Origin of the sequence: Enterococcus asini ATCC 700915 (assembly GCF_000407365.1) — a bacterium.
GTDB classification, from domain to species: domain Bacteria; phylum Bacillota; class Bacilli; order Lactobacillales; family Enterococcaceae; genus Enterococcus_C; species Enterococcus_C asini.
In genome coordinates this window covers 206,462-226,348 of the sequence record NZ_ASVU01000001.1, presented here as the reverse complement: position 1 = coordinate 226,348, position 19,887 = coordinate 206,462, and the positions used below count along the sequence as shown (strand labels likewise).

At 45.6% G+C, this 19,887-nt stretch carries 21 protein-coding genes and 1 pseudogene; 10 read left to right on the top strand and 12 right to left on the bottom strand.

Annotated elements, in window-relative coordinates:
- The first annotated feature begins 128 nt into the window (after window positions 1-128).
- Window positions 129-1,946 carry an LTA synthase family protein gene (locus I579_RS01160; RefSeq protein ID WP_010753035.1) on the top strand — a complete coding sequence of 606 codons (1,818 nt, stop codon included), beginning with the start codon at window positions 129-131 and terminating at the stop codon, window positions 1,944-1,946.
- Window positions 1,943-2,725: a tRNA 2-thiocytidine(32) synthetase TtcA gene (locus tag I579_RS01155; RefSeq protein WP_010753036.1), complete on the top strand. Its 783-nt coding sequence runs from the start codon at window positions 1,943-1,945 to the stop codon at window positions 2,723-2,725. Before I579_RS01160 ends, I579_RS01155 begins: the two co-directional genes overlap by 4 nt.
- Before the next feature lie 33 nt (window positions 2,726-2,758).
- Here I579_RS01155 and I579_RS01150 read toward each other — a convergent pair whose 3' ends face one another.
- From I579_RS01150 to nrdI, 3 genes are read right to left on the bottom strand one after another with little or no spacing between them, the layout of a single operon-like run.
- On the bottom strand, window positions 2,759-4,408 hold the full coding sequence (locus I579_RS01150; protein WP_010753037.1) for a MutS-related protein: 1,650 nt from the start codon (window positions 4,406-4,408) through the stop codon (window positions 2,759-2,761).
- Window positions 4,409-4,418: 10 nt separating this feature from the next.
- The gene (locus tag I579_RS01145; RefSeq protein ID WP_010753038.1) at window positions 4,419-5,243 is read right to left on the bottom strand and encodes a LysR family transcriptional regulator; all 825 of its coding nucleotides are present in this window, start codon (window positions 5,241-5,243) and stop codon (window positions 4,419-4,421) included.
- 56 nt (window positions 5,244-5,299) lie between these two features.
- Window positions 5,300-5,746: a class Ib ribonucleoside-diphosphate reductase assembly flavoprotein NrdI gene (gene nrdI / locus I579_RS01140; protein WP_034810371.1), complete on the bottom strand. Its 447-nt coding sequence runs from the start codon at window positions 5,744-5,746 to the stop codon at window positions 5,300-5,302.
- A 199-nt stretch (window positions 5,747-5,945) separates the two neighbouring features.
- On the opposite strand from nrdI, the gene I579_RS01135 reads away from it, so the two are divergent.
- On the top strand, window positions 5,946-6,509 hold the full coding sequence (locus I579_RS01135; RefSeq protein ID WP_010753040.1) for a GNAT family N-acetyltransferase: 564 nt from the start codon (window positions 5,946-5,948) through the stop codon (window positions 6,507-6,509).
- 57 nt (window positions 6,510-6,566) lie between these two features.
- Here the strand turns inward: I579_RS01135 and I579_RS01130 are convergent, their stop codons facing one another.
- The 3 genes and pseudogenes from I579_RS01130 to I579_RS01120 form a co-directional block, all read right to left on the bottom strand.
- A complete protein-coding gene (locus tag I579_RS01130) occupies window positions 6,567-6,929 on the bottom strand; it encodes a hypothetical protein (protein WP_010753041.1) in 363 nt (120 codons plus the stop codon).
- A gap of 280 nt (window positions 6,930-7,209) precedes the next feature.
- Entirely contained in the window at window positions 7,210-7,725 is a 516-nt protein-coding gene (locus tag I579_RS01125) for an LURP-one-related/scramblase family protein (RefSeq protein WP_010753042.1), read from the bottom strand.
- A gap of 80 nt (window positions 7,726-7,805) precedes the next feature.
- Window positions 7,806-8,672 (bottom strand): annotated as a pseudogene (locus tag I579_RS01120) (Cof-type HAD-IIB family hydrolase).
- 126 nt (window positions 8,673-8,798) lie between these two features.
- On the opposite strand from I579_RS01120, the gene I579_RS01115 reads away from it, so the two are divergent.
- The 4 genes from I579_RS01115 (at window position 8,799) to I579_RS01100 (ending at window position 11,747) form a co-directional block, all read left to right on the top strand.
- Window positions 8,799-9,473, top strand: a complete 675-nt coding sequence (locus I579_RS01115; protein ID WP_010753045.1) for a uracil-DNA glycosylase — start codon at window positions 8,799-8,801, stop codon at window positions 9,471-9,473.
- A 206-nt stretch (window positions 9,474-9,679) separates the two neighbouring features.
- Window positions 9,680-10,660: a phosphate acetyltransferase gene (pta, locus tag I579_RS01110; RefSeq protein ID WP_010753046.1), complete on the top strand. Its 981-nt coding sequence runs from the start codon at window positions 9,680-9,682 to the stop codon at window positions 10,658-10,660.
- Between the two features lie 105 nt (window positions 10,661-10,765).
- On the top strand, window positions 10,766-11,233 hold the full coding sequence (gene tsaE / locus I579_RS01105) for a tRNA (adenosine(37)-N6)-threonylcarbamoyltransferase complex ATPase subunit type 1 TsaE (RefSeq protein WP_010753047.1): 468 nt from the start codon (window positions 10,766-10,768) through the stop codon (window positions 11,231-11,233).
- On the top strand, window positions 11,226-11,747 hold the full coding sequence (locus tag I579_RS01100; RefSeq protein ID WP_010753048.1) for a GNAT family N-acetyltransferase: 522 nt from the start codon (window positions 11,226-11,228) through the stop codon (window positions 11,745-11,747). Before tsaE ends, I579_RS01100 begins: the two co-directional genes overlap by 8 nt.
- A 29-nt stretch (window positions 11,748-11,776) precedes the next feature.
- Here the strand turns inward: I579_RS01100 and I579_RS01095 are convergent, their stop codons facing one another.
- A complete protein-coding gene (locus tag I579_RS01095; RefSeq protein ID WP_010753049.1) occupies window positions 11,777-12,310 on the bottom strand; it encodes a 3'-5' exonuclease in 534 nt (177 codons plus the stop codon).
- A gap of 152 nt (window positions 12,311-12,462) precedes the next feature.
- Window positions 12,463-13,218 carry an exodeoxyribonuclease III gene (locus I579_RS01090; protein ID WP_010753050.1) on the bottom strand — a complete coding sequence of 252 codons (756 nt, stop codon included), beginning with the start codon at window positions 13,216-13,218 and terminating at the stop codon, window positions 12,463-12,465.
- Between the two features lie 123 nt (window positions 13,219-13,341).
- Between I579_RS01090 and I579_RS01085 the strand changes: the two genes are divergently transcribed.
- Together I579_RS01085 and murB are read left to right on the top strand one after the other, a co-directional pair.
- Entirely contained in the window at window positions 13,342-14,256 is a 915-nt protein-coding gene (locus I579_RS01085; protein WP_010753051.1) for a Gfo/Idh/MocA family protein, read from the top strand.
- A 93-nt stretch (window positions 14,257-14,349) separates the two neighbouring features.
- On the top strand, window positions 14,350-15,249 hold the full coding sequence (gene murB / locus I579_RS01080; RefSeq protein ID WP_010753052.1) for a UDP-N-acetylmuramate dehydrogenase: 900 nt from the start codon (window positions 14,350-14,352) through the stop codon (window positions 15,247-15,249).
- Window positions 15,250-15,310: 61 nt separating this feature from the next.
- Here the strand turns inward: murB and I579_RS01075 are convergent, their stop codons facing one another.
- Genes I579_RS01075 through I579_RS01060 form a run of 4 tightly spaced genes read right to left on the bottom strand, consistent with a single transcriptional unit; the run spans window position 15,311 to window position 18,268 of the window.
- Window positions 15,311-15,952 carry an ECF transporter S component gene (locus I579_RS01075; protein ID WP_010753053.1) on the bottom strand — a complete coding sequence of 214 codons (642 nt, stop codon included), beginning with the start codon at window positions 15,950-15,952 and terminating at the stop codon, window positions 15,311-15,313.
- Between the two features lie 22 nt (window positions 15,953-15,974).
- The gene (gene coaC / locus I579_RS01070) at window positions 15,975-16,532 is read right to left on the bottom strand and encodes a phosphopantothenoylcysteine decarboxylase (RefSeq protein WP_010753054.1); all 558 of its coding nucleotides are present in this window, start codon (window positions 16,530-16,532) and stop codon (window positions 15,975-15,977) included.
- Window positions 16,529-17,293 carry a phosphopantothenate--cysteine ligase gene (gene coaB / locus I579_RS01065; RefSeq protein WP_010753055.1) on the bottom strand — a complete coding sequence of 255 codons (765 nt, stop codon included), beginning with the start codon at window positions 17,291-17,293 and terminating at the stop codon, window positions 16,529-16,531. Before coaB ends, coaC begins: the two co-directional genes overlap by 4 nt.
- 9 nt (window positions 17,294-17,302) lie before the next feature.
- Window positions 17,303-18,268: a YhdH/YhfP family quinone oxidoreductase gene (locus tag I579_RS01060; protein WP_010753056.1), complete on the bottom strand. Its 966-nt coding sequence runs from the start codon at window positions 18,266-18,268 to the stop codon at window positions 17,303-17,305.
- Between the two features lie 285 nt (window positions 18,269-18,553).
- Between I579_RS01060 and I579_RS01055 the strand changes: the two genes are divergently transcribed.
- A complete protein-coding gene (locus I579_RS01055) occupies window positions 18,554-19,804 on the top strand; it encodes a carboxylate--amine ligase (protein ID WP_010753057.1) in 1,251 nt (416 codons plus the stop codon).
- The last annotated feature ends 83 nt before the right edge of the window (window positions 19,805-19,887 follow it).

Sequence of the window (19,887 nt, the reverse complement as noted above, 5' to 3'; positions counted from 1 at the left end):
GGTTGCTTGTTAAATTTCCTTAGGGCTAGCGGGGATAACTTTACATCTTTTTAGGAAACGGCTAAAATATGGACTATTGGTGTCCTTACTACAAAGGATTAGATGTCGCAATTACGAGGAAGTTTTTCATGAAAAAATTGATTTATGGCTTAAAGGCCGTGGGCGTTTTAGCCTTGGTGTTGATTAGTAATCTTTACTTGCAGTGGTGTCAAAATAATCTGTCTCTGGATTTGGCTTTGAAGTTTGCTTTTTCTTGGCATACGGAAAAATTCTTTCTAGGAGGTTTGGTATTGTTGGCACTTCTGCTCTTTTTGTCTGGGGTGATTGGTTCCTTGGGCATGGGGGCGGTGTTGTACACGGTGTTCATTGGGATTTTAGGCTATGCCGATTATCTTAAGATGACCATGCGGCAAGAGCCGATTTATCCTGATGATTTGAAAATGGCAGCGAACTTAGGAATGATGAAAGACCTGGTAGGCTTGCCCTTGTTTCTGGTCTTATTAGTGGTGATTCTCGCTGTTTTAGTAGGCATGGGGTATATGTTCTGGCGCAGTTTGAAAAAGCCTAAAAACATCCAGATTTTGCGTTTGGTGACGGTTGTCTTAAGTGGGGGACTCTTGCTGTACGCTAGTAATTTTAACTCCAGTAGCAATCTCTTGCGTAAAGGCTACGACCGCACGGCACTGTGGATTCCGTATTCCCAAAAGATGAATTACTACAATGTGGGCTTTGTGGGAGGCTTTTTATATAATTTGAAAGTAGAAGCCATGGAAAAACCTAAAGGCTATAGCGAAGCGGCAGTGAAAGAAATCACCGAACGTTATCAAAAAGAAGCGGATGCGGCCAATAAAAAGGTGAAAGAAGAGGAACAGCCCAATATCGTCTATGTCATGAGCGAAAGCTTCTCTGACCCCAATCGCTTGAAAGGCGTCACCGTATCCTGGGATCCCTTAAAAGACTACTACGAAGTGGTCAATCAAACCTACAGCGGACAGATGCTTTCCCAAAACTATGGCGGGGGCACGGCAAATATCGAGTTTGAAGCGTTGACCGGCTTTTCTATGGAACCATTGAACGCACAAATGACCACTCCTTATACGCTTTTGGTACCGAAGTTGGAGAAACTGCCTTCCTTGGTTTCCCTTTTGAAGGATTCCGGCTATGAAACCACGGCGATTCATCCCTATGATACGTCGATGTACAAACGAAAAGACGTCTATCAAGTTTTGGGCTTTGACCAGTTCTTGGATCAAGATACTATGACCCACAGGGACAAACTGGAAAACAATCCCTATATTTCCGATGAATCGGCTTATGAAGAAGTCTTGGATCAGCTGGACTCGGATACGCCCCAGTTCTTGCATTTGGTGACCATGCAGACCCACATGCCCTATAATGGCAAGTACAGTAATATTTCCTATCAAGTCACGGCGGAAGGCAACAACGACTCCATCGCCAATTACGCCCAAGATGTGGCCTATGCCAGTGAAGCCTTGAAGAACTTTACTCAGGAGCTATCCAAGCTTTCCCGTCGGACGATTGTGGTTTTCTGGGGGGATCATTTACCAGGGATTTACTCCGATGCTACCCAAGCTGCAAATACCGGCACTACATTACACGAGACGGAGTTTTTGATCTACGACAGTGCGGGGAAACTTGCAAATACTGCGTCAGGGCAAATTACCAGTCCTTTTTACTTTGCGCCGACACTCTTTCAACAAGCAGATCAAGCGACCACAGGTTTTTACCAGTTGCTTTTGGACTTACAAAAAGTCTTGCCGGCTTTTGAAAAGAGCATGTACTACCAAAATGGGCAGTGGCAAGCCACGGCTTCTCTAGGGGACAAAGAGAGTATTTATAAGGACTATCAAATGATTCAATACGATATCTTAGCAGGCAAGCAGTACAGCTTGGCTAGTGATTTTTTTGCGAGGGAAAATGAATGAGTTTTGTAAAAAAAGACAATCAACTATACTTTAATCCGTTACGCCGGGCCATTTTAAATCATGGGATGATTCAACCAGGAGACAAGGTTGCCATTGGCATGTCCGGGGGTAAAGACAGCACCACTTTGTTGTATTTACTGGACACGGTGCGTCGGCAAAAGCGTCTCGGGTTTGACTTTGAGATTCAGCCCATCACTTTGGATATGGGCTTTCCCGGGGTGGACTTAGCACCTATGAAAAACTTTGTGGAAAATCTCGGCTACGAATTGACCGTGGTGCCCACGAATATCGCCCAAGTAGTTTTCGAGGTGCGAGAAGAGCGTTCCCCTTGTTCCTTGTGTGCCAAGTTGCGTCGGGGCATTTTGTACCGTAAAGCAGCGGAGCTCGGGTGCAACAAAGTCGCTTTAGGCCACCATTTAGACGATGCGGTGGAAACGTATTTTATGAATTTCCTCTTCCACGGGAAAATGGCCAGCTTTGAGCCGGTAAGTTATTTGACTAAAACCCAAGTGACCTTGATTCGTCCCATGATTTACTTGGAAGAAAAAGCGATTATCCGCTATGCCAAACGAGAAGAACTTCCGGTGATTTTCAATCCTTGCCCGGCGGATAAGAAAACCAAGCGAGAAGAAATCAAGCACTTTGTCAGTCAAATCGCGGAAAGCTACCCCGATGTGCGGGAACGTTTCATCATGGGCATGGAACAAGGCACGGCGGCGGATTTTTGGCAGACGAGCCTGATAAATCAAGAAGTAGACAAAAAGACCCCCTTGCGATAAACGCAAGGAGGTCTTTTTCCTATCAGTAGGAGGTTAATCCAAAACTTGCCAAGAGCGATGTTCGTCGAAATAGCGAGCCTCGGCTTGGGCGTTGGCCACTAGTTCGGCCGGATAGTGCAAGACTTTCAATAATGCGATGGCATTACGGCTAGTTGCCGGACCTTTCTTCACTTGATAGTCGAAGGTTACACCATTTTCATCGGTGACTTCTTCTCCAAAGTGGAGGTTGTCACACTTGTTTTTCAAAATCTCCGTCAACTCGATATCGTGAGTGGCCACAAAGGCCAAGCTAGGATATTCATGAATCCAGTTGACCACACTAGCGGAAGCAGCGATTCGTTCCACCGTATTGGTACCTTTTAGAATTTCATCCACGAAGCAGTAGCAACGCTGACCACCTTTGACCACGTCCAACAAGCGCTTGATGGATTTTGTTTCGGCGATAAAGTAGCTGTCCCCTTCAAAGATATCGTCTTCCACCGCCATGGAGGTAATCACATGTCCTGGCTGCAAGGTGAAGCTTTTCGCCAAGGCGGTGTTGATGGTTTGGGCCAAAATACAGCTAATGGCGATACTCTTGACGTAGGTGGATTTTCCGGAAGCATTGGAGCCGGTGACTAGCGTATTTTTTTGCCAGTCCACAGGGTTGACCACGGCGCCGGAAACCAAGGGATGGTAGATATCCGTAGCATGAACCGGGCCGTCTTTAAAGGTCGGTTGACTCGTTAAGGGCATAAAGGTCCGGAAATTCAAAATGGCAATGGCTACTTCTTGATTGCCTAAAAGTTCCCATAGATTGATGGCTTCTTGGGTGTGATTGCCTATTTTTTTTAAGACAAAGTTATAAGCCAAGAACGGTAACATGAAAATCATGTTGATGTATTCCATAAACATTTCCGTTTCACTAAATCCTTTGGCCCGGAAAGAAAAGCCCCAGGAAGCAATGCCCTTTAGAGGCTTTAAATTTTCTTTCAGTGCTTTTTGATCGGGAAGGGGGAGTTTCGCAATTTTTTCCGCCACGGCGATGGTTTGGACTAAGTAGCGCATACTGTTCAACTCGGTCTCCAACTGATTTTTCTTCATTAAGTAGTAGACTACGTTGAATAAAATGGCACCGATCATCAGCACTAAGCCTACACCTTGCCCGAATAGCAGGAGCAAAAGCCCCACAAGTGGCAGTGCACCCAATAGCGCAAACTGTGCGAAGTGACCGATTTCTTTTTTGACACCTTGGGCCAAGTATTCCTTGGTGAAGTTATTGTCTTGTTTGCCAAGGCGGGCAAATTGAAATTGGACTTCTTCTCTGAGTTGGGGATTTTCTTGATAAAACTGAATCAAAGTTTCCAACTGATCCGCTTTGCCTAAATCAAAATTGCGCAAGCGTTGGTACAAGGCTTCGGAGCCGACGCTGGAATAAGTTGCGTTAATCTGATCAAAAATAGCAAAAAGATCCAAATCATACCAAGTGATATCGTCGACTTCCGATTCGAAGTGACGGAAGCTTTTTTCCGTTTGCCAGGCGTGTTTGAGACTTTCTTCTTTGTCCAAACGGGTTTGATGAGGCTGGCGGCCCCACCGGTAACGCACCTCGTTGCGTAATTTGTAGCGATTGTAGAGACTAAGACCGACAACTAATACGATAATGGCGGCAAAAATGGCCAAGCCAATGTAAATTTCCTTCATAAAGCGACTCCTACTGTTTTTTTTCTGCTAAGTATGCTTCCACACTAGTCAGAATTTGTTTGATAATTTCCCGAAATGCGGTCTTCGGGGTCAATAAATAAAAGAACCGATGATTTTCTCCCGGGACGTTGCGCCAAGCTTCTTGGCCGGTTAAGGAGAGTTTGGAAATAATTGATTGACCGACACCTTCGTGAAGCAAGGCCAAGGCCATTTCCCCGTTATTGACTTGAATCAGGTGGGGGTTAAGGTTCTGTTGTTTTAGGTAGTCTTCATTTACCAAGCGCATCCCGGAAAGTTCTTCCCGCATGATCCAATACTCGGACTCCGGATCGCCCACTAAAACCAGCTCGTCTTTGTAGATGATGCTCTGGTTTAAAAACTCACTGCGCACAGGTTTTTCCACGAAGCCAATATCGGCTTTATTTTGCTCCAGCTGATGCAAGACTTCTTCGGAATTCATCATTTCCAGGCTAAAGTCGATTCGCGGATACTGCTCAATCAAGTGGGCGACGATTTCCGGTACGAGGTAGACGCCACACGTATTGGAACAAGCGATAAAGCAATGCTCTCGGAAATTTTCCTTTTCCCGGATCCGCTGAGCTGAGTCTTCCCAAAGCTCTAACATCTGAAGCGCTCGGGGATAAAAGAAGTCCGCCGCTTCTGTCGGGCGAATCTCTTGTTTCCCATTACGAATGAATAAAGTGGCGTTCATTTGCTCTTCTAGTTTTTTGACCTGTAAAGAAATGGTCGGCTGAGACAGGTAGAGCTGTTCTGCGGCCTGAGTAAAATTGCGGCTTTCGTAAACCGCAATGAAAGTTTTAATTAATTGAAACATCTGACTTCCTCCTAGTGGTGCTTGAGTAGCTGTTGCTGGATAAAAAAAGAGAGAAGCTAGCTTTCTCGGCTGACTCGTACCAACTCGTCATAGATGCGTTTTACGTCGGCACTAGTTCCCCGCAGCTCGTAGTCCGCCAATAAAGGCAAGTCGAACTCCGCGGCGTACTGTTTAGCCGTCAGACAGTATTGGTTGTTAAAGTTTTTATTGCCACTACCGACGATGCCTAGGCACAAAGCGGCATTGTCGCCAAATTCTAAGTATTCTCGGAGACTTTCAGTCAAAATTTCCTGATCGCCGTTATCAACACCATTGCCCCCTTCTAAATAAGTCGGAACAAAGGCGAAGAAAGGCTGGTCTTCATCGGCCGGCAGGGTGTTGTCATCGATTTCTTTTAGGGTGATTTTATTAGGTGACTCCAGACTTTGATTTTCAGCGTAGGCCTGTAGTTGGTGAACGAAGGCTCGGGTATTACCGGTAATCGAAACAAACAAAATACGAATTTCCATGAAAGCGTTCCTCCTTGTGATTTCGTCAACGGGTTGCAAGCATTGACCTTATCTATTATAGCATTATCTTTAGGCCTTGACTCGGACTTTCGCCAAGGAGGCAAGGCTTGTTTTCTGGAAAAATCCTGTTATCCTAGGGAAGAAGCGGTCGGCACCATTTTGAAACTAGGGCCGGCCTGATAGGAGGAAGAGTATGATACGCAATGCACGAAAAGAAGACGCCAAAGCCATTGCACCTTTGATTTTGGTGATTTTAGAGGATATGGAGTTGCCTTTTGTCGCTCGTTACGGAGTGGACCAGACGTTAGCAGTTTTGGAAAAAGGCATTCAAACGGAGGATTATCGTTATAGTTACCGCCGAGCTCTTGTAGACGAAGAAGACGGTGTAGTTGCCGGGGTGGCCTTTGGGTATCCTGATTGTGATGAACCGACAATCGATAAACCCCTAGAAGCAATTTTGCAAAGTATGGGACTACCGCAAGACGAACAGCTTTTCACGGATCCAGAGACGTTCCCAGAAGAGTGGTATTTGGATACCATCAGTGTCAATGCAGATTTTCGGGGGCGAGGAATCGGGAGTCACTTGCTAGCGGCTTTGCCGGCATTTGCGAAAGAGCAAGGGCAAAGCGTGATTGGTTTAAGCGTAGACTTGGGCAATCCCAATGCCAAACGCTTGTACACGAGAGCTGGGTTTGAAGTGGTAGGTCAACGAATGATCAGCGGTCACCAATACGATCACATGCAAAAAAAAGTCTAAAAAAGAACCGTTTCCCTTAAGTGACAACCAAAGGGAGACGGTTCTTCTTTTTCATGATTAATTTGCTTGATGACGGTAGTAGTGCACACACAAAGTATGGCTCATTTTTTCCCCTACATACCAAGCCATAGCAACTGATGCAAAGAGTACCAAAGGTGAGTTTGCAAAGGCTGGACTGATGCTAGGCAATGCCAGACACAACAGACCAAACAAAAGCACACCCACAACTAAGCCCACTAGACCAAAGCGGAAAGTCATCTTGTCTTGTTCGAATTCCGATTTGCCGTAGTCCACGGTAACAGCTTCTGAGCCAGTCAACAGTTCTGGAATGTAGTAGTAAGATACTGGGTTTTGAGGGTCGAACTCACTTTTGGTCAAAGCTGTTTTGCAACTTCTGTCTTGATGCATGATGGTTTCCATTAAGAAATCCTCCTTTAAAGATTCAAAAGACTATGTAAAACAATTGTACAGACATTATGTACCACTTTTACAGGCATATTGTAACGCATTTTTCTTCGGATAGAAAGCAAGAAAGTGGCTGTTTATGGAAGATTAAATCTTCGGAAAATTCCGTTACAAACCCCAGTGTAATAGGAATTCCCTTCGTTTGAAATGCTTGTATTTTCTGATAATTGAAACACTATCGACAAGCAAGATAAATAACAAAAAAACAGCCCTTCCTCAAAAAGAGGAGGGCTGTTTAGTTGGGCATAAAATGCCAGGTAAAATCGCGATTATTGTCCTTGCGCCGGTTGTACAACCAGTAATCCATGACCGCAGCAATGCAGATACACAAAGGAGCGTTCTCATCATCGGTGACGTCTAACACGTAGTAATCCCCGGTGAGCAAGGTTGCCTTGTCCATCTTCATAATGCGATGGTTAAAGTGGTGGATACTGTAGCGATGGTTGTAAATATCCCCTTGCACGGTCCAGTGCAGTTGTTGAATGTAGTAGAAGTCTCCCGGCCAATTAAAAATCTTTTGCAAAGTGCCCACTCGTTTGAAGTCTTGGTAGATTTCAAAGCGGGAGCCAAAAGTAAAACTGATTTGCTTGATACTGGCGACTAAGCGGCCGTCCATGGCGTAAAGAGACAAGGCGTCTCCTTTGGTACCCCAGCGGCCCACCAGTAAGAAGAGGGATTTGCCGGCTTCATCTTTAACGATGGTCCGGGTGACTTTGCTCAGTTGTTTGTCCTGAATGAAAAATTCCGACATGTGCATTCCTCTTTTCTGTCGTGATTTCTGTCGGGACAAGGACGACGGTCAAGTGAATTTAGAAAAGTTAAAAGGACTGCTTACAAGTTTTCCCGTAAAGCCCGCAAAATGGCTTTGCCTACGCCATCTTCAATATTCGTGTCGGTGACATATTTGGCGTATTCTTTGACTTCCAAAGCGGCATTGCCCATGGCAAAACTAACCCCAGCCATTTGAATCATGCTAATATCGTTTAAATTGTCGCCAATGGTCATAATTTGTTCCAAAGGGATGTTGCGTTCGTGAGCCAAGTGAGCTACCGCAATGCCTTTTTGCGCATCCCGATGATTGATTTCGATGTTGTTTGCCCCAGAAGACGTGATGCTCAGTTCCCTAAAGCCTTCCAATTCTTTTGCTACAGGGCCTAAGACGCGAGCTTCTTCTTTGTGGAAGCAGATGATTTTTAAAACTTCTAAACCTTCTGCCAGGCGCTGACGGACATTTTATACATAGTGAATCGGTAAAATCTCCAGCTGAGAAGCCACCATGGCAATGGCCATCTTGTGGGTCAAATGGGGCATGACTTCCCCTAAATGAGTGGCAAACAGCTCGATACGCTGTTCCTGACTCTGAGAAAAGAGTCCTTGGTCGGTGGCCACTTCATAGTAGATATCTTGTTCATCCAAGAGATCCAAAATACTAGTGACGGTTTGGGCGTCAATCGGTACGGTAAACAGAGACTGACCGGTTTTATCGAAAACCTGGGCGCCGTTTAGTGTCACCATGGCACACTCGATACCTACTTGTTCCAATGCGGGCAAAGCTTCGGTACGATTGCGGCCAGTGGCAACGATGAATTCCACACCTTGCTCGGTAGCATGCTTAATCGCCGCGGCATTTTCCGGGGAGATTTGCATACTGGAATCTAGTAGAGTACCGTCCATGTCTGATGCGATTAATTTGATCATATATGCTCCTCGTTTCCATAGGTTCGCTACTTCCAGTTTACCACAAATGGGCGCTTGCCGGACACCTAGAGTTTCTCAAGACAAAGGAGAAAAAATAAGGTACACTGGCTCATGAGGTGAGAAACAGTGAAAGAAATTTTGCATAACAGCTGGCAACAGGTCTTAGAAAAAGAGTTCACAAAACCTTATTATTTACAGTTACGAGAATTTTTGAAACATGAATACCAAACCCAAACCGTTTACCCGGATATGTACCGGATTTTTACTGCGTTGGAATTAACCGATTATCCTGATGTGAAGGTGGTCATCTTAGGCCAAGACCCTTACCACGGGCCGAATCAAGCGCATGGCCTAGCCTTTTCTGTGGAAAGTGGCAAAGTTCCGCCTTCTTTGCAAAATATCTACAAAGAAATGAGTGAAGATGTCGGGGCCAAACCGGTGAATCATGGGAATTTGACAAGCTGGGCGAAGCAGGGTGTGCTCCTGCTTAACACGGTTTTAACCGTGCGCAAAGGGGAGGCCAATTCCCATCAAGGGCGTGGCTGGGAACAGTTCACCGACCGGATCATTCAAGCATTGAATGAACGGGAGAAACCCGTGGTCTTCTTGCTTTGGGGGAGACCCGCACAACAAAAGGACAAGATGATTGATCAGAGTAAACACGTGATTCTCACGGCACCCCATCCTAGTCCGTTGTCTGCTTATCGTGGCTTTTTTGGTTCCCGTCCGTTTTCCAAGGCAAATGAAGCATTGGTGGCCTTAGGAGAAACCCCCATTAATTGGCAGTTGCCTCCGGAGTAATACAGATTTGATACAGTAAAGGTAACTGTATTAGCATAGTGAGGATTGAAAAGCATCAGTATGTGAAATGTGTAACGAATCTAAAGAGAAAATTACTGTAACAGGAAATTCAAACTGTTTTTTTTATTGGGAATAGTGTATGATGTATGAGAAATCAAAAATAGCATCGCTTCATGGTGAAGCATCATACTCAGGAGGGTATTTCAGTGGAATTATTCGAAAGCTTGAAAGCAAAAATCTACGGGAAAAACATGCGCATTGCGTTTCCAGAAGGGACCGAGCCACGGATTCTAGGAGCTGTTGCACGTCTAAAAGCGGATGGATTGGTTGATCCTATCTTGATCGGTAACCCAGCGGAAGTGAAAGCAGCCGCAGAAGATCGTGGTGTTTCAGTGGACAACTTCGAAATCCTAGATCCAAACAACTACGAAAAATTTGATGAAATGGTCGCAGCTTTCGTGGAACGCCGCAAAGGCAAAGCGACAGAAGAACAAGCTCGGGAAGTCCTAAAAGATGTGAACTACTTCGGTACAATGTTAACCTACATGGGCTTGGCTGACGGTATGGTTTCCGGTGCCGTTCACTCAACTGGTGATACCGTTCGTCCGGCATTGCAAATCATCAAAACCAAACCAGGAGTAAGCCGCACAAGTGGTGCCTTCCTAATGGTTCGTGGCCGGGATCAAGAAAAATACCTCTTCTCTGACTGTGCCATTAACGTGAGTCCAAACGCTCAAGAATTAGCTGAAATCGCCGTAGACTCTGCGAAAACCGCTGAACTTTTCGACATCGATCCTAAAGTTGCTATGTTGAGCTTCTCAACAAAAGGTTCTGCAAAAGCACCAGAAGTCGACAAAGTGGTCGAAGCGACTAAGATTGCCCAAGAATTGGCACCTAACTACCAAATCGACGGAGAATTGCAATTTGATGCGGCTTATGTTGCTTCTGTTGGTCAATTGAAAGCACCAGAATCTCCAGTAGCTGGTAAAGCCACAGTCTTCGTCTTCCCAGATCTACAAGCTGGTAACATTGGCTACAAGATTGCACAACGTTTCGGCGGTTTCGAAGCCATTGGACCAATCTTGCAAGGGTTGAACAAACCAGTTTCTGACTTGTCTCGTGGGGCAAATGAAGAAGACGTGTACAAATTGTCAATCATCACTGCTGCTCAAGCATTGAACAACTAAGATTGCCTACTAAGAGAGTGTCGCGCAACTTGCGACACTCTCTTTTTGCTTTGGTATGGGGAAACGGGTATACTGACCATAGAAAAAAACGAGGAGGAACAGCCGTTGTTATTGCACAATCTTGAAGAGACTGAACAGTTTGCCCAAACAATCGGTCAGGTGGCCCAGCCGGGAGATGTCCTAATCCTAAGTGGGGATTTAGGCGCCGGGAAGACGACTTTGACCAAGGGAATCGCTCTAGGGCTGGGGATTACTCAAATGATCAAAAGCCCCACGTACACGATTATCCGGGAGTATCCAGGAGGACGCTTGCCCTTGTATCACATGGATATTTATCGGGTAACAGAAGGTGCCGGGGATTTAGGCTTAGAAGAATACTTTGAAGGGGAAGGCCTGTCCGTGGTGGAATGGGGGACTCTGTTAGAAGAGGACTTGCCGGCAGACTATTTGGAGCTGACGTTGGCCCAAGTGCCGGGAGTAGAAACAGAACGTCAGGTAACTTTGACTGCTCATGGCAAGCAAGGTGCGGCCTTTCTAGACCGTATCAAAGCTAGGAGCCAAAAGCATGAGTGAGATTGATTTAACTCTACGTGGGGCCGAGTTTGAAGATGCGGCCAGTCTGATTGACCTGTTGAATCAACTGGGTTCGGAAACGGAATTTATGAGTTTTGATCGCTTTGGCATGGGGTTAAAGCCAGAGTCGTTGGGCCGGCACTTGGAGGCGATTGCCGCTAGCGACCACCAGTTGCTACTCGTTGCTGAAGCCGATGGAGCGCTAGTTGCCGTAGCTTCTATCGCCGCAGACAAAGACCCGCGAACGTATCATATTGGCGAGGTGGGCATCGGCGTGTTACAAGAATACTGGGGGCTCGGACTCGGAAGTATTTTATTAGAAGAGTTGCTAGATTGGGCTGAGGTCGGAGAAGTGCTCTTCCGCTTGGAGCTTAAAGTCCAGGTTCAAAACCAGCGAGCTCGTCACTTGTATGAGAAGTTTGGCTTTGCCACAGAAACAATCATGTCCCGAGGTGCCAGAGGAGATCAAGGAGAGTTTTTAGATGTGGCTTTCATGAGCCGTTTGTTGCATTGAAAAAGGACGCCCGTTTACAGGCGTCCTTTTTATTGTATCGTGACCAATTTTTTCAAAGGGTCGGTGCCAAAGCTGTCCTCTTGCCGCAAAAGAATCTGAGCGCAAGCACGACTGTCTTCTAAAGCATCATGGTGATTGTCCAAGCCGATGTTTAAGTAGTCACACATGGTGTTTAAACGATGGTTACTGCATTCTGGATAGAGTTTCCGGCTTGTGCGCACCGTGCAAAGGGACAAATACTCGGGTTTTTCCAAGCCGTAGTAGTCTAAGCATCCGGCCAAAACTTTATTATCAAAAGCCGCATTGTGGGCCACAATCAGGCTTTGGGGATTAAAGTATTGGTTGATCTGTTGCCAAACGTCTGGAAATTTTGGGGCATCTACCACGTCTTGAGGGTGGATTTTATGAATCTGGATATTACGCCAGAAAAAGTCAGTTTCCGGTTGAATCAACGTATAGTATTCCCCTACAATCCGGCTGTCACGAACCATGACAAGTGCCAAGGAACAGGCGCTGTAGGGTTTGGCATTGGCTGTTTCAAAATCCATCGCGATAAAGTTCATCCCGACAACACTCCTTACAAAAACGTTTGTTTGCGCCTTGACTATATCACAAAAAATTGTCCGTGACACATTTCTTAATAGAAAAAAAAGACCCACAACCGGGCACTTTGCTTAGATTACTTGCAAAGTGCCTAGTTATGGGGCATTGCTGATTATAACTGTAGGTCTAGTTCCACAGGACAATGGTCGCTGCCAAAAATTTCCGTGTGAATTTTGGCATCCACGAGCTTGTCTTGTAAATCATCGGAAACCACGAAGTAATCGATGCGCCACCCGGCATTATTGGCCCGGGCGTTGAAACGATAACTCCACCAAGAATAAATCCCTTCTTGCTCTGGATAGAAGTAGCGGAAACTATCGGTGAAGCCTGCTGCCAAGAGTTCCGTGAATTTATTTCGTTCTTCTGGTGTAAATCCGGCGTTCTTTTGATTGGTTTTCCAATTTTTTAAGTCGATATTTTCGTGGGCGACATTTAAATCGCCACATAAAATCACGCTTTTTTGTGCTTTTAAATTCGTCAGATACTCTCGGAAATCGTCTTCCCAGTTCATACGATAATCCAAGCGTTTTAATTGGTTTTGAGAATTTGGGGTGTAACAACAAACTAGGTAAAATTCCGGGTATTCCAAAGTAATCACCCGGCCTTCCAAGTCATGTTCGGCAATGCCGATGCCGTAGTTAACGGACAGCGCTTGTTCTTTGGCAAAGATGGCCGTGCCGGAATAGCCTTTCTTTTCTGCGTAGTTCCAATACTCGTAATACCCGGGCAGATCCATTTCGATTTGTCCTGCTTGGAGTTTGGTTTCTTGAAGACAGAAAAAATCTGCGTCTAATTCATCAAAAACTTCCATAAAATTCTTTTTCATAACGGCTCGTAAGCCATTCACGTTCCATGAGATACATTTCAACTGCTAACGCCCTCCGATCTATTTGTATCCATTCTAGCGAAAAATAGGGTAAGATGAAAGAAATCTGTACGCAAGAAAGCCCGGATGAGTCTGGGACTTTACCTAAATAAAGGAGGAACTAAAATGAAAATCGGTGTCATTGGAATCGGCAATATCGCTCAGAAGGCTTATTTACCTTTGTATGGGCAAAATCGCGGCCAAGGGGACTTCATCTTTGCGACGACGAATCAGAAAACCAAAGAGTTGCTAGCAAAAGAGTATGGCTTTACCCACTGTGTGACTAGCCTAGAAGAATTATTGGAAGAAGGGATTTCCGCTTGTTTGATTCATGCGGCGACCAAAGTTCACAGTGAATACATCCGTCGTTGTTTAAAAGCGGGGGTCCATGTCTTTGTGGATAAACCAATCGCAGAAGATTCCGTTGTCGTAGCCGAGCTTTTACAACTGGCTAAAGAGAAAAATTTATTGCTAATGGCGGGCTTTAATCGCCGCTTTGCTCCTTTGGTGAAGCCTTTAAAAGACCAAACAGACAAGCACTTATTGATTTTGCAAAAGCATCGAATCGACGCTCCTCAACCGGTGAAATTTGTCGTCTATGATTTGTTTTTACACTTGGTAGATACTGCGGTCTATTTGTTGGATGAGGAGATTGAGAAGTTGCAAGCCCGAGGCGTGGTCAAAGACGGCCTGTTGTATCAAGCCCACTTGACCTTGCACACGAAAAACACGGTGGCTACTTTACACATGGATCTCACCAGTGGGGTCAATCAGGAGTCCTATCAACTGATCGCACCTGGGGGCAACTATGAACTACAAGAGTTAACCCAGTTGACCCAAGTGACTCAAGAGGCTGTGATACAACACCGAGGCAACGATTGGGAAACCACCTTGCACAAGCGGGGCTTTGAGCCAATGCTACAAGCCTTTTTAGCCGCTTTACGAGGAGAGGAAGTCGACTTGTGCCAAGACAATGTTTTAAAGAGTCACGAACTGTGTGAGGCCTTTTTGCAAGCTCTTAAGGATTCTTCTCAGGACTAGCCAGTCTAAGCAAGTCGTGCTAAAATGAAAAGGATGTTTTAGGGGAGTTTAACCTAAGAGCCGATTAGGGGCTATGTAGAAAGGATTTTTACTTTGAAAAATAATCTTCCGGCAATTTTTCCTGAAATTGCGATTTTAGTAGACGAACCATTGATGAATTACACCTTTACCAAAACCGGAGGGCCGGCAGACTTTTTGGCTTTTCCTAAGAATGCTGACGAAGTACGGGAGTTGGTCTTGTATTGTAAAGACGAAAATATGCCTTGGTTGATTTTGGGCAATGCCAGCAACCTGATTGTGAAAGACGGTGGCATCAGAGGTTTGGTAATTATGCTTAGCGATATGACGGACATCACCGTGGAAGAGGGACTCTTGACAGCGGAAGCCGGAGCTAAGTTAATCGACGCGACTTATGTGGCTCTGGACCATAGTTTAACCGGCTTTGAATTCGCCTGTGGGATCCCTGGGAGCGTCGGGGGCGCTGTCTTCATGAATGCTGGAGCTTACGACGGGGAAGTTCAAACGATTTTTGAATCTTGCGACGTGCTACTGGCGGATGGAAGCATTCAGACTTATACCAAGGATGACATGGATTTTGCCTATCGTCACACGGCAATTCAAGAACTGCAAGCCATTATTTTACGGGCGCGCTTCCGCTTAGTAAAAGGCGACTATGACCAAATCAAAGCTCGCATGGTAGAGCTCACCGAATTGCGCCAGTTGAAACAACCATTGGAATATCCTTCTTGTGGGAGTGTCTTTAAGCGTCCAGTGGGTCATTACACCGGGAAATTGATTCAAGACGCAGGCCTTCAAGGGATGAAATGGGGAGGCGCTCAGATTTCCGAAAAGCATGCTGGCTTTATCGTAAATGTGGACAATGCCACCGCCACGGACTACTTGGAGCTGATTGCGTACATTCAAAAGACCATCTTGGAAAAATTTGGTGTAACATTGGAAACTGAAGTCCGCATTATTGGCGAAGAAGTGTAGCAAATAAAAAAAGCTTGTGCTGACCTTTAAAGATCAGCACAAGCTTTTTGTTTGCAAACTGTTAGTTCCCCAGGGCGTTTTGCTTACGCAGACGCAAGAGAATACTGGCTACGGCGGCAGTTAGAATACCGGCCACAATCGCCTCGGGAACGCCTTGGGTAGCAATGACCGCTAAGATGGCGCCGTAGACTTGGTCGGCGCCTTTTTTGATAATCTGACCATACGAGTCTTTGAATAAGAAATAAATCAAGTTCATAACCAATAAGGTATTGGTCAACCCACCGGCAATCCCAGCGAGAAACAGCGAGATGCTATTGGTTTTTCCTTTGAAGAAGCGCTGACCAAATTTGTAAACGTAATAAGGCACGATTCCCACAAGAATTCGTGGAACTAAAGCGACTAATAAGGCTTTCCAACTTCCGTGACTCGTCCCGATAATGGGGATGAAAGGGGAGAAGACAAAGGACAGGGCGCTAGGGCGAGTAGTGGCATTAATCACGCTCATGACCCCAAAGGATGTGCCCAAAAAAGCACCTAAGCGGGGGCCTAAAATCACCGAACCGATAATTACCGGTACGTGGAGGATGGTAGCATTTAATGGTCCAATCGGGATAAAGCCGAGAAAGGGAACCACGCTCATTAAAATCATGATGCCTAGAAAGAAGGCGGTTAATACGATATCAAAGGTCTTCTTATTTTTCATTGGATGAGTACGCTCCTTGCAGCTAGTCTTCTAGTGCGGCGAGTTCGTTTTCAATCGCCGCTACGATATCTTCAATGGTGGCCAATGCCCCACGGCCAAAATCACCGCAGGCTAACATGGCTTCCCGAGGTTCGATTTCTTTGTAGCCGATTTCTTTTAAATAGTTCAGATTCTTTTGGTTCACGGGATTTTGATACATATAGGTGTTCATGGCGGGAGCCACTAATTTCGGTGTTCCCGGGTGAACCGCCATGGCTACTGTGGAGACCATATCATCAGCGATACCATTGGCGATTTTGCCAATAGTATTGGCTGTGGCCGGAGCGATTACCAGTAAGTCGGCTTTTTTCGCTAGCTCGATATGGGTAATCAGATTCGGCTGGCTTTCCGCCATGACATCCAGATAGACCGGACGTTTGGAAAGTGATTGCAAGGTTAAGGGGGTGATGAATTTTGTTGCATTGCGGGTCATTAACACATCTACCGCATAACCTTTTTTGGTCAATTCATTGGTTAAATCCGCTGCTTTGTAAGCGGAGATGCTAGCAGAGACGCCTAGCAAAATATGAGGTCGTTTCATCGTACTTCCTGCCTTTCTAAAAGAGTATCCAGAATCAAGTGAGCAATCTCCGCCTTCGTATTTGCCTCGGCTACGATGCCCTTTTTGTCCAAGAGATAGCCATGGTGCTGCCCTTCGTGAATGGAGGTTAAATCATTGGCTAGGACATAGTCCGCCTGATTTTTCTCTAGTGCTGCTCTGGCGACTGTCAGAAGTTCAGTAGAAGAGACATCCACTAAAAGTTTGAAGCCTACCAGCTGAGTTTCTGGCTGCAACGCTTTAATGCGTCCGATTACTTTCGGTGTCTGCTTTAAAACCATGAATAAATGCTCAGTTTTAGAAGAGAGCTTCGTAGCAGACTGACTTTTTTCTAAAATTGCTCTTAGTAAATCGGGAACGTCTTCTGCTGTAAAGTTTGCGTCTTTTTTTGTAGCCAGCCACGTATTCATGCCTTGGATAAGGTCTTCTTGGGTGGCGGCGATTTCTGGCGTGAAGTCACTTACTGCCATGGCGTGAATCACCGCGCCATAGGTATGAGCTTGTAGAAGTTGTGCCATGGTTTTTTCTAAGTCGGCGGTGTCGGTTACGGGATGTAATGTAATCCGGGGATCCTTTGGTGGCAATAGAGCACCTTTGGCCCAGACATAGTCCACTGTAATCGTCCCTTTTTGTAAAGCCGCTTTGGCTAATTCCACGCCGAGACTACCAGAAGAATGGTTGGTAATGGAACGGACTTGGTCGATTTTTTCAGCAGTTCCGCCTGCCGTGATTAAAATACGCATACTGATCACCTACAATTTTACGATTGTGCGTCCTGTGTGGGTGCCTGCTCTAAGGCTAGCCGCCACAGTGGGAACATCGGGTAAGGAAATTTCTTGCAAGACAATTTCTTGTAACAAGTCTTTGTGCTCAATCAAAAGGTTCCAAGCTTTTTGTCGGTCCTGGCTTGTGGCATTCACTGAATCGATGCCGGCTAGAGTAATGCCCCGCAAGATAAAAGGGAGAACCGTGGTGTTGAGCTTGATGCCACCAGCATTGCCACAGGCGGCTACGATACCGCCGTAATGAACATGAGGCAATAGTTTGGCTAGTAAATCACCGCCCACTGTGTCCACAATGCCAGCAAAAAGTTGACTATTTAGTGGTTTTTCTTCTATTAAAAAGACTTCTGGATTCAAGACGTCCTTTGCCTTAGGAAAAAGACTAGGAGCATTTTCTTTTCTGCTGAGGATCGTCAAATCACGATAGCCTAGTTTGGACAATAAATGATACGCCATGCTACCGACACCACCAGTAGCACCGGTGATTAAGACGGGTTCATCTAGCTGTACCTTTTGGGTAATGGCGGCAACACACAGGGCAGCGGTTAAGCCGGCAGTCCCAAAAGCCATGGCTTCCCAGGGAGCGAGGTTTTCTGGCAAGGGCAACAACCATTTTCCAGGGAGTGTTTGGTATTCGCTAAAGCCACCGTCCCAGCTGACCCCAATGCCAAACCCTGTCCCATAAACTTGGTCCCCTGGAGTGAAGTCTGGATTTTTGCTTTCCACTACGACACCTGCAAGGTCGATTCCTGGTGTTCGGGGAAAGGAACGGATCACGCCGGCATCCGTCAGTGCCAAAGCATCTTTATAGTTGAGCCCGGAATAAGCGATCTTTACCAAGACTTCTCCGTCTGCCGGTGTAGGGCGGGGAATTTCCTTGATTTCCCACTCATATTTTTCTTGGCGATTGACTCGTAACGCTTGCATCTTAGACAAAAGATTCCCTCCTTCTTCCTATCCTAAAGCTTTCTTTTCTGACATCATACCACAAACGATAGCCAGATGCGGGAGGAGAATTTCTCTTGTGTGAAAATTTTCTTTTCTTTTTCTATGTTAAGAGTAGGGTTTTCAAAGGGGTATTTCTTGATTTACCGGGTCTGTATGGTATGATAACTCTGTTAGAAATGTCCCTGTGCGTGTCGCGTTACGCTGGGAGGTTTTTCAGGAACAGTTCTCCGTTTTTGACGAATGACTGCGAGAATAAATAAGGATGTGTAGTTGATGAGTGAAGCCACAAAATTTACGCCGATTTTGTTGGGAAGTGATATGAATGTCTACGGGATGGCCCGGGGATTTTATGAAGCCTATGGAATCAAGTCCATTGCTTATGCCTCGGATCAGTTGGCGCCGACCCGCTACAGTAAAATTGTCGAAGTCCGTTTGGTTCATGATTTTCATGATGATCCGGTCTTTATTGAAACCATGCGTAAATTGCAAAAAGAAGTTTTCAACGATCCTGAAGGAAAGTACTTATTGGTGGCCTGTGGAGATGGCTATGCAGAATTATTAGCCAAGCACAAAGAAGAGTTGTCGGAGCATTTTCTCTTTGCGGCTAATGACTACGATTTGTTTAAGAAATTGTCCAATAAAGTCAGCTTTTACGAAACTTGTGAAGAATACCAACTACCTTATCCAAAAACCATGATCATCACCAAAGATATGGTGCAAGATGGTAAGCTAGATCGGGCACTGCCATTTGATTTTCCGGTGGCATTAAAACCGGCCAACAGTGTGGAATGGTTGGATATTCATTTTGAAGGACGGAAAAAAGCCTTTATCATCGACAACTTGACCGAGTTTAACGTGATTTTAAACCGCCTTTACGAAGCCGGCTACACCAGTGAAATGATTGCCCAAGACTTTATCCCAGGAGACGACAGCAACATGCGCGTGCTTAATGCCTACGTGGATCAAAATGGCAACGTGCGTTTCATGTTCTTAGGCCATCCTTTGTTGGAAGACCCGACACCGGCTTCCGTGGGGAACTATGTGGTCATCGTGCCGGATGAAGATGAAGGCATCTACCAAACCATTAAAGCCTTCTTGCAAAAGATCAACTATCGTGGTTTTGCCAACTTTGACTTGAAGTATGACACCAGAGATGGCATCTTCAAACTCTTTGAAATCAATTTGCGCCAAGGTCGGAGCAGTTTCTTCGTGACGTTAAACGGCTTTAACCTAGCTACTTTTGTTGCGGAAGACCGGGTGTTTAACACACCTTTTGAAGCAACTCGTTACGGTCGCAAAAAAGCCGCTAATGCCAAAGTCTGGCTAGGCGTGCCGAAGAAGATTTTTGAAGAATACGCGGTGGATAGTCCAGACAAGCGCTACGCCGAAGAATTATTGGCAAAAGGCCGGTGGGGCACCACGGTATTTTATGACAAAGACCGTTCCTTACAGCGCTGGGTCTTGATGAAATACATGTTTTACAATTACTACAAACGCTTTAAGACCTATTTCAGTGTGAAATAGGCGTACCATCAAAGTCTGATTTTAAAAGCCCTTTGCTTTCACTTAAGCAGAGGGCTTTTTTGTAGCAATACCTTTGGGGAACC

Bases quoted from the DNA above. Each gene is read 5' to 3' on its own strand.
- I579_RS01160 (WP_010753035.1), top strand. From the start codon at position 129: ATGAAAAAATTGATTTATGGCTTAAAGGCCGTGGGCGTTTTAGCCTTG.
- I579_RS01155 (WP_010753036.1), top strand. From the start codon at position 1,943: ATGAGTTTTGTAAAAAAAGACAATCAACTATACTTTAATCCGTTACGC.
- I579_RS01150 (WP_010753037.1), bottom strand. From the start codon at position 4,408: ATGAAGGAAATTTACATTGGCTTGGCCATTTTTGCCGCCATTATCGTA.
- I579_RS01145 (WP_010753038.1), bottom strand. From the start codon at position 5,243: ATGTTTCAATTAATTAAAACTTTCATTGCGGTTTACGAAAGCCGCAAT.
- I579_RS01135 (WP_010753040.1), top strand. From the start codon at position 5,946: ATGATACGCAATGCACGAAAAGAAGACGCCAAAGCCATTGCACCTTTG.
- I579_RS01130 (WP_010753041.1), bottom strand. From the start codon at position 6,929: ATGGAAACCATCATGCATCAAGACAGAAGTTGCAAAACAGCTTTGACC.
- I579_RS01125 (WP_010753042.1), bottom strand. From the start codon at position 7,725: ATGTCGGAATTTTTCATTCAGGACAAACAACTGAGCAAAGTCACCCGG.
- I579_RS01100 (WP_010753048.1), top strand. From the start codon at position 11,226: ATGAGTGAGATTGATTTAACTCTACGTGGGGCCGAGTTTGAAGATGCG.
- I579_RS01095 (WP_010753049.1), bottom strand. From the start codon at position 12,310: ATGAACTTTATCGCGATGGATTTTGAAACAGCCAATGCCAAACCCTAC.
- I579_RS01085 (WP_010753051.1), top strand. From the start codon at position 13,342: ATGAAAATCGGTGTCATTGGAATCGGCAATATCGCTCAGAAGGCTTAT.
- I579_RS01075 (WP_010753053.1), bottom strand. From the start codon at position 15,952: ATGAAAAATAAGAAGACCTTTGATATCGTATTAACCGCCTTCTTTCTA.
- coaC (WP_010753054.1), bottom strand. From the start codon at position 16,532: ATGAAACGACCTCATATTTTGCTAGGCGTCTCTGCTAGCATCTCCGCT.
- coaB (WP_010753055.1), bottom strand. From the start codon at position 17,293: ATGCGTATTTTAATCACGGCAGGCGGAACTGCTGAAAAAATCGACCAA.
- I579_RS01055 (WP_010753057.1), top strand. From the start codon at position 18,554: ATGAGTGAAGCCACAAAATTTACGCCGATTTTGTTGGGAAGTGATATG.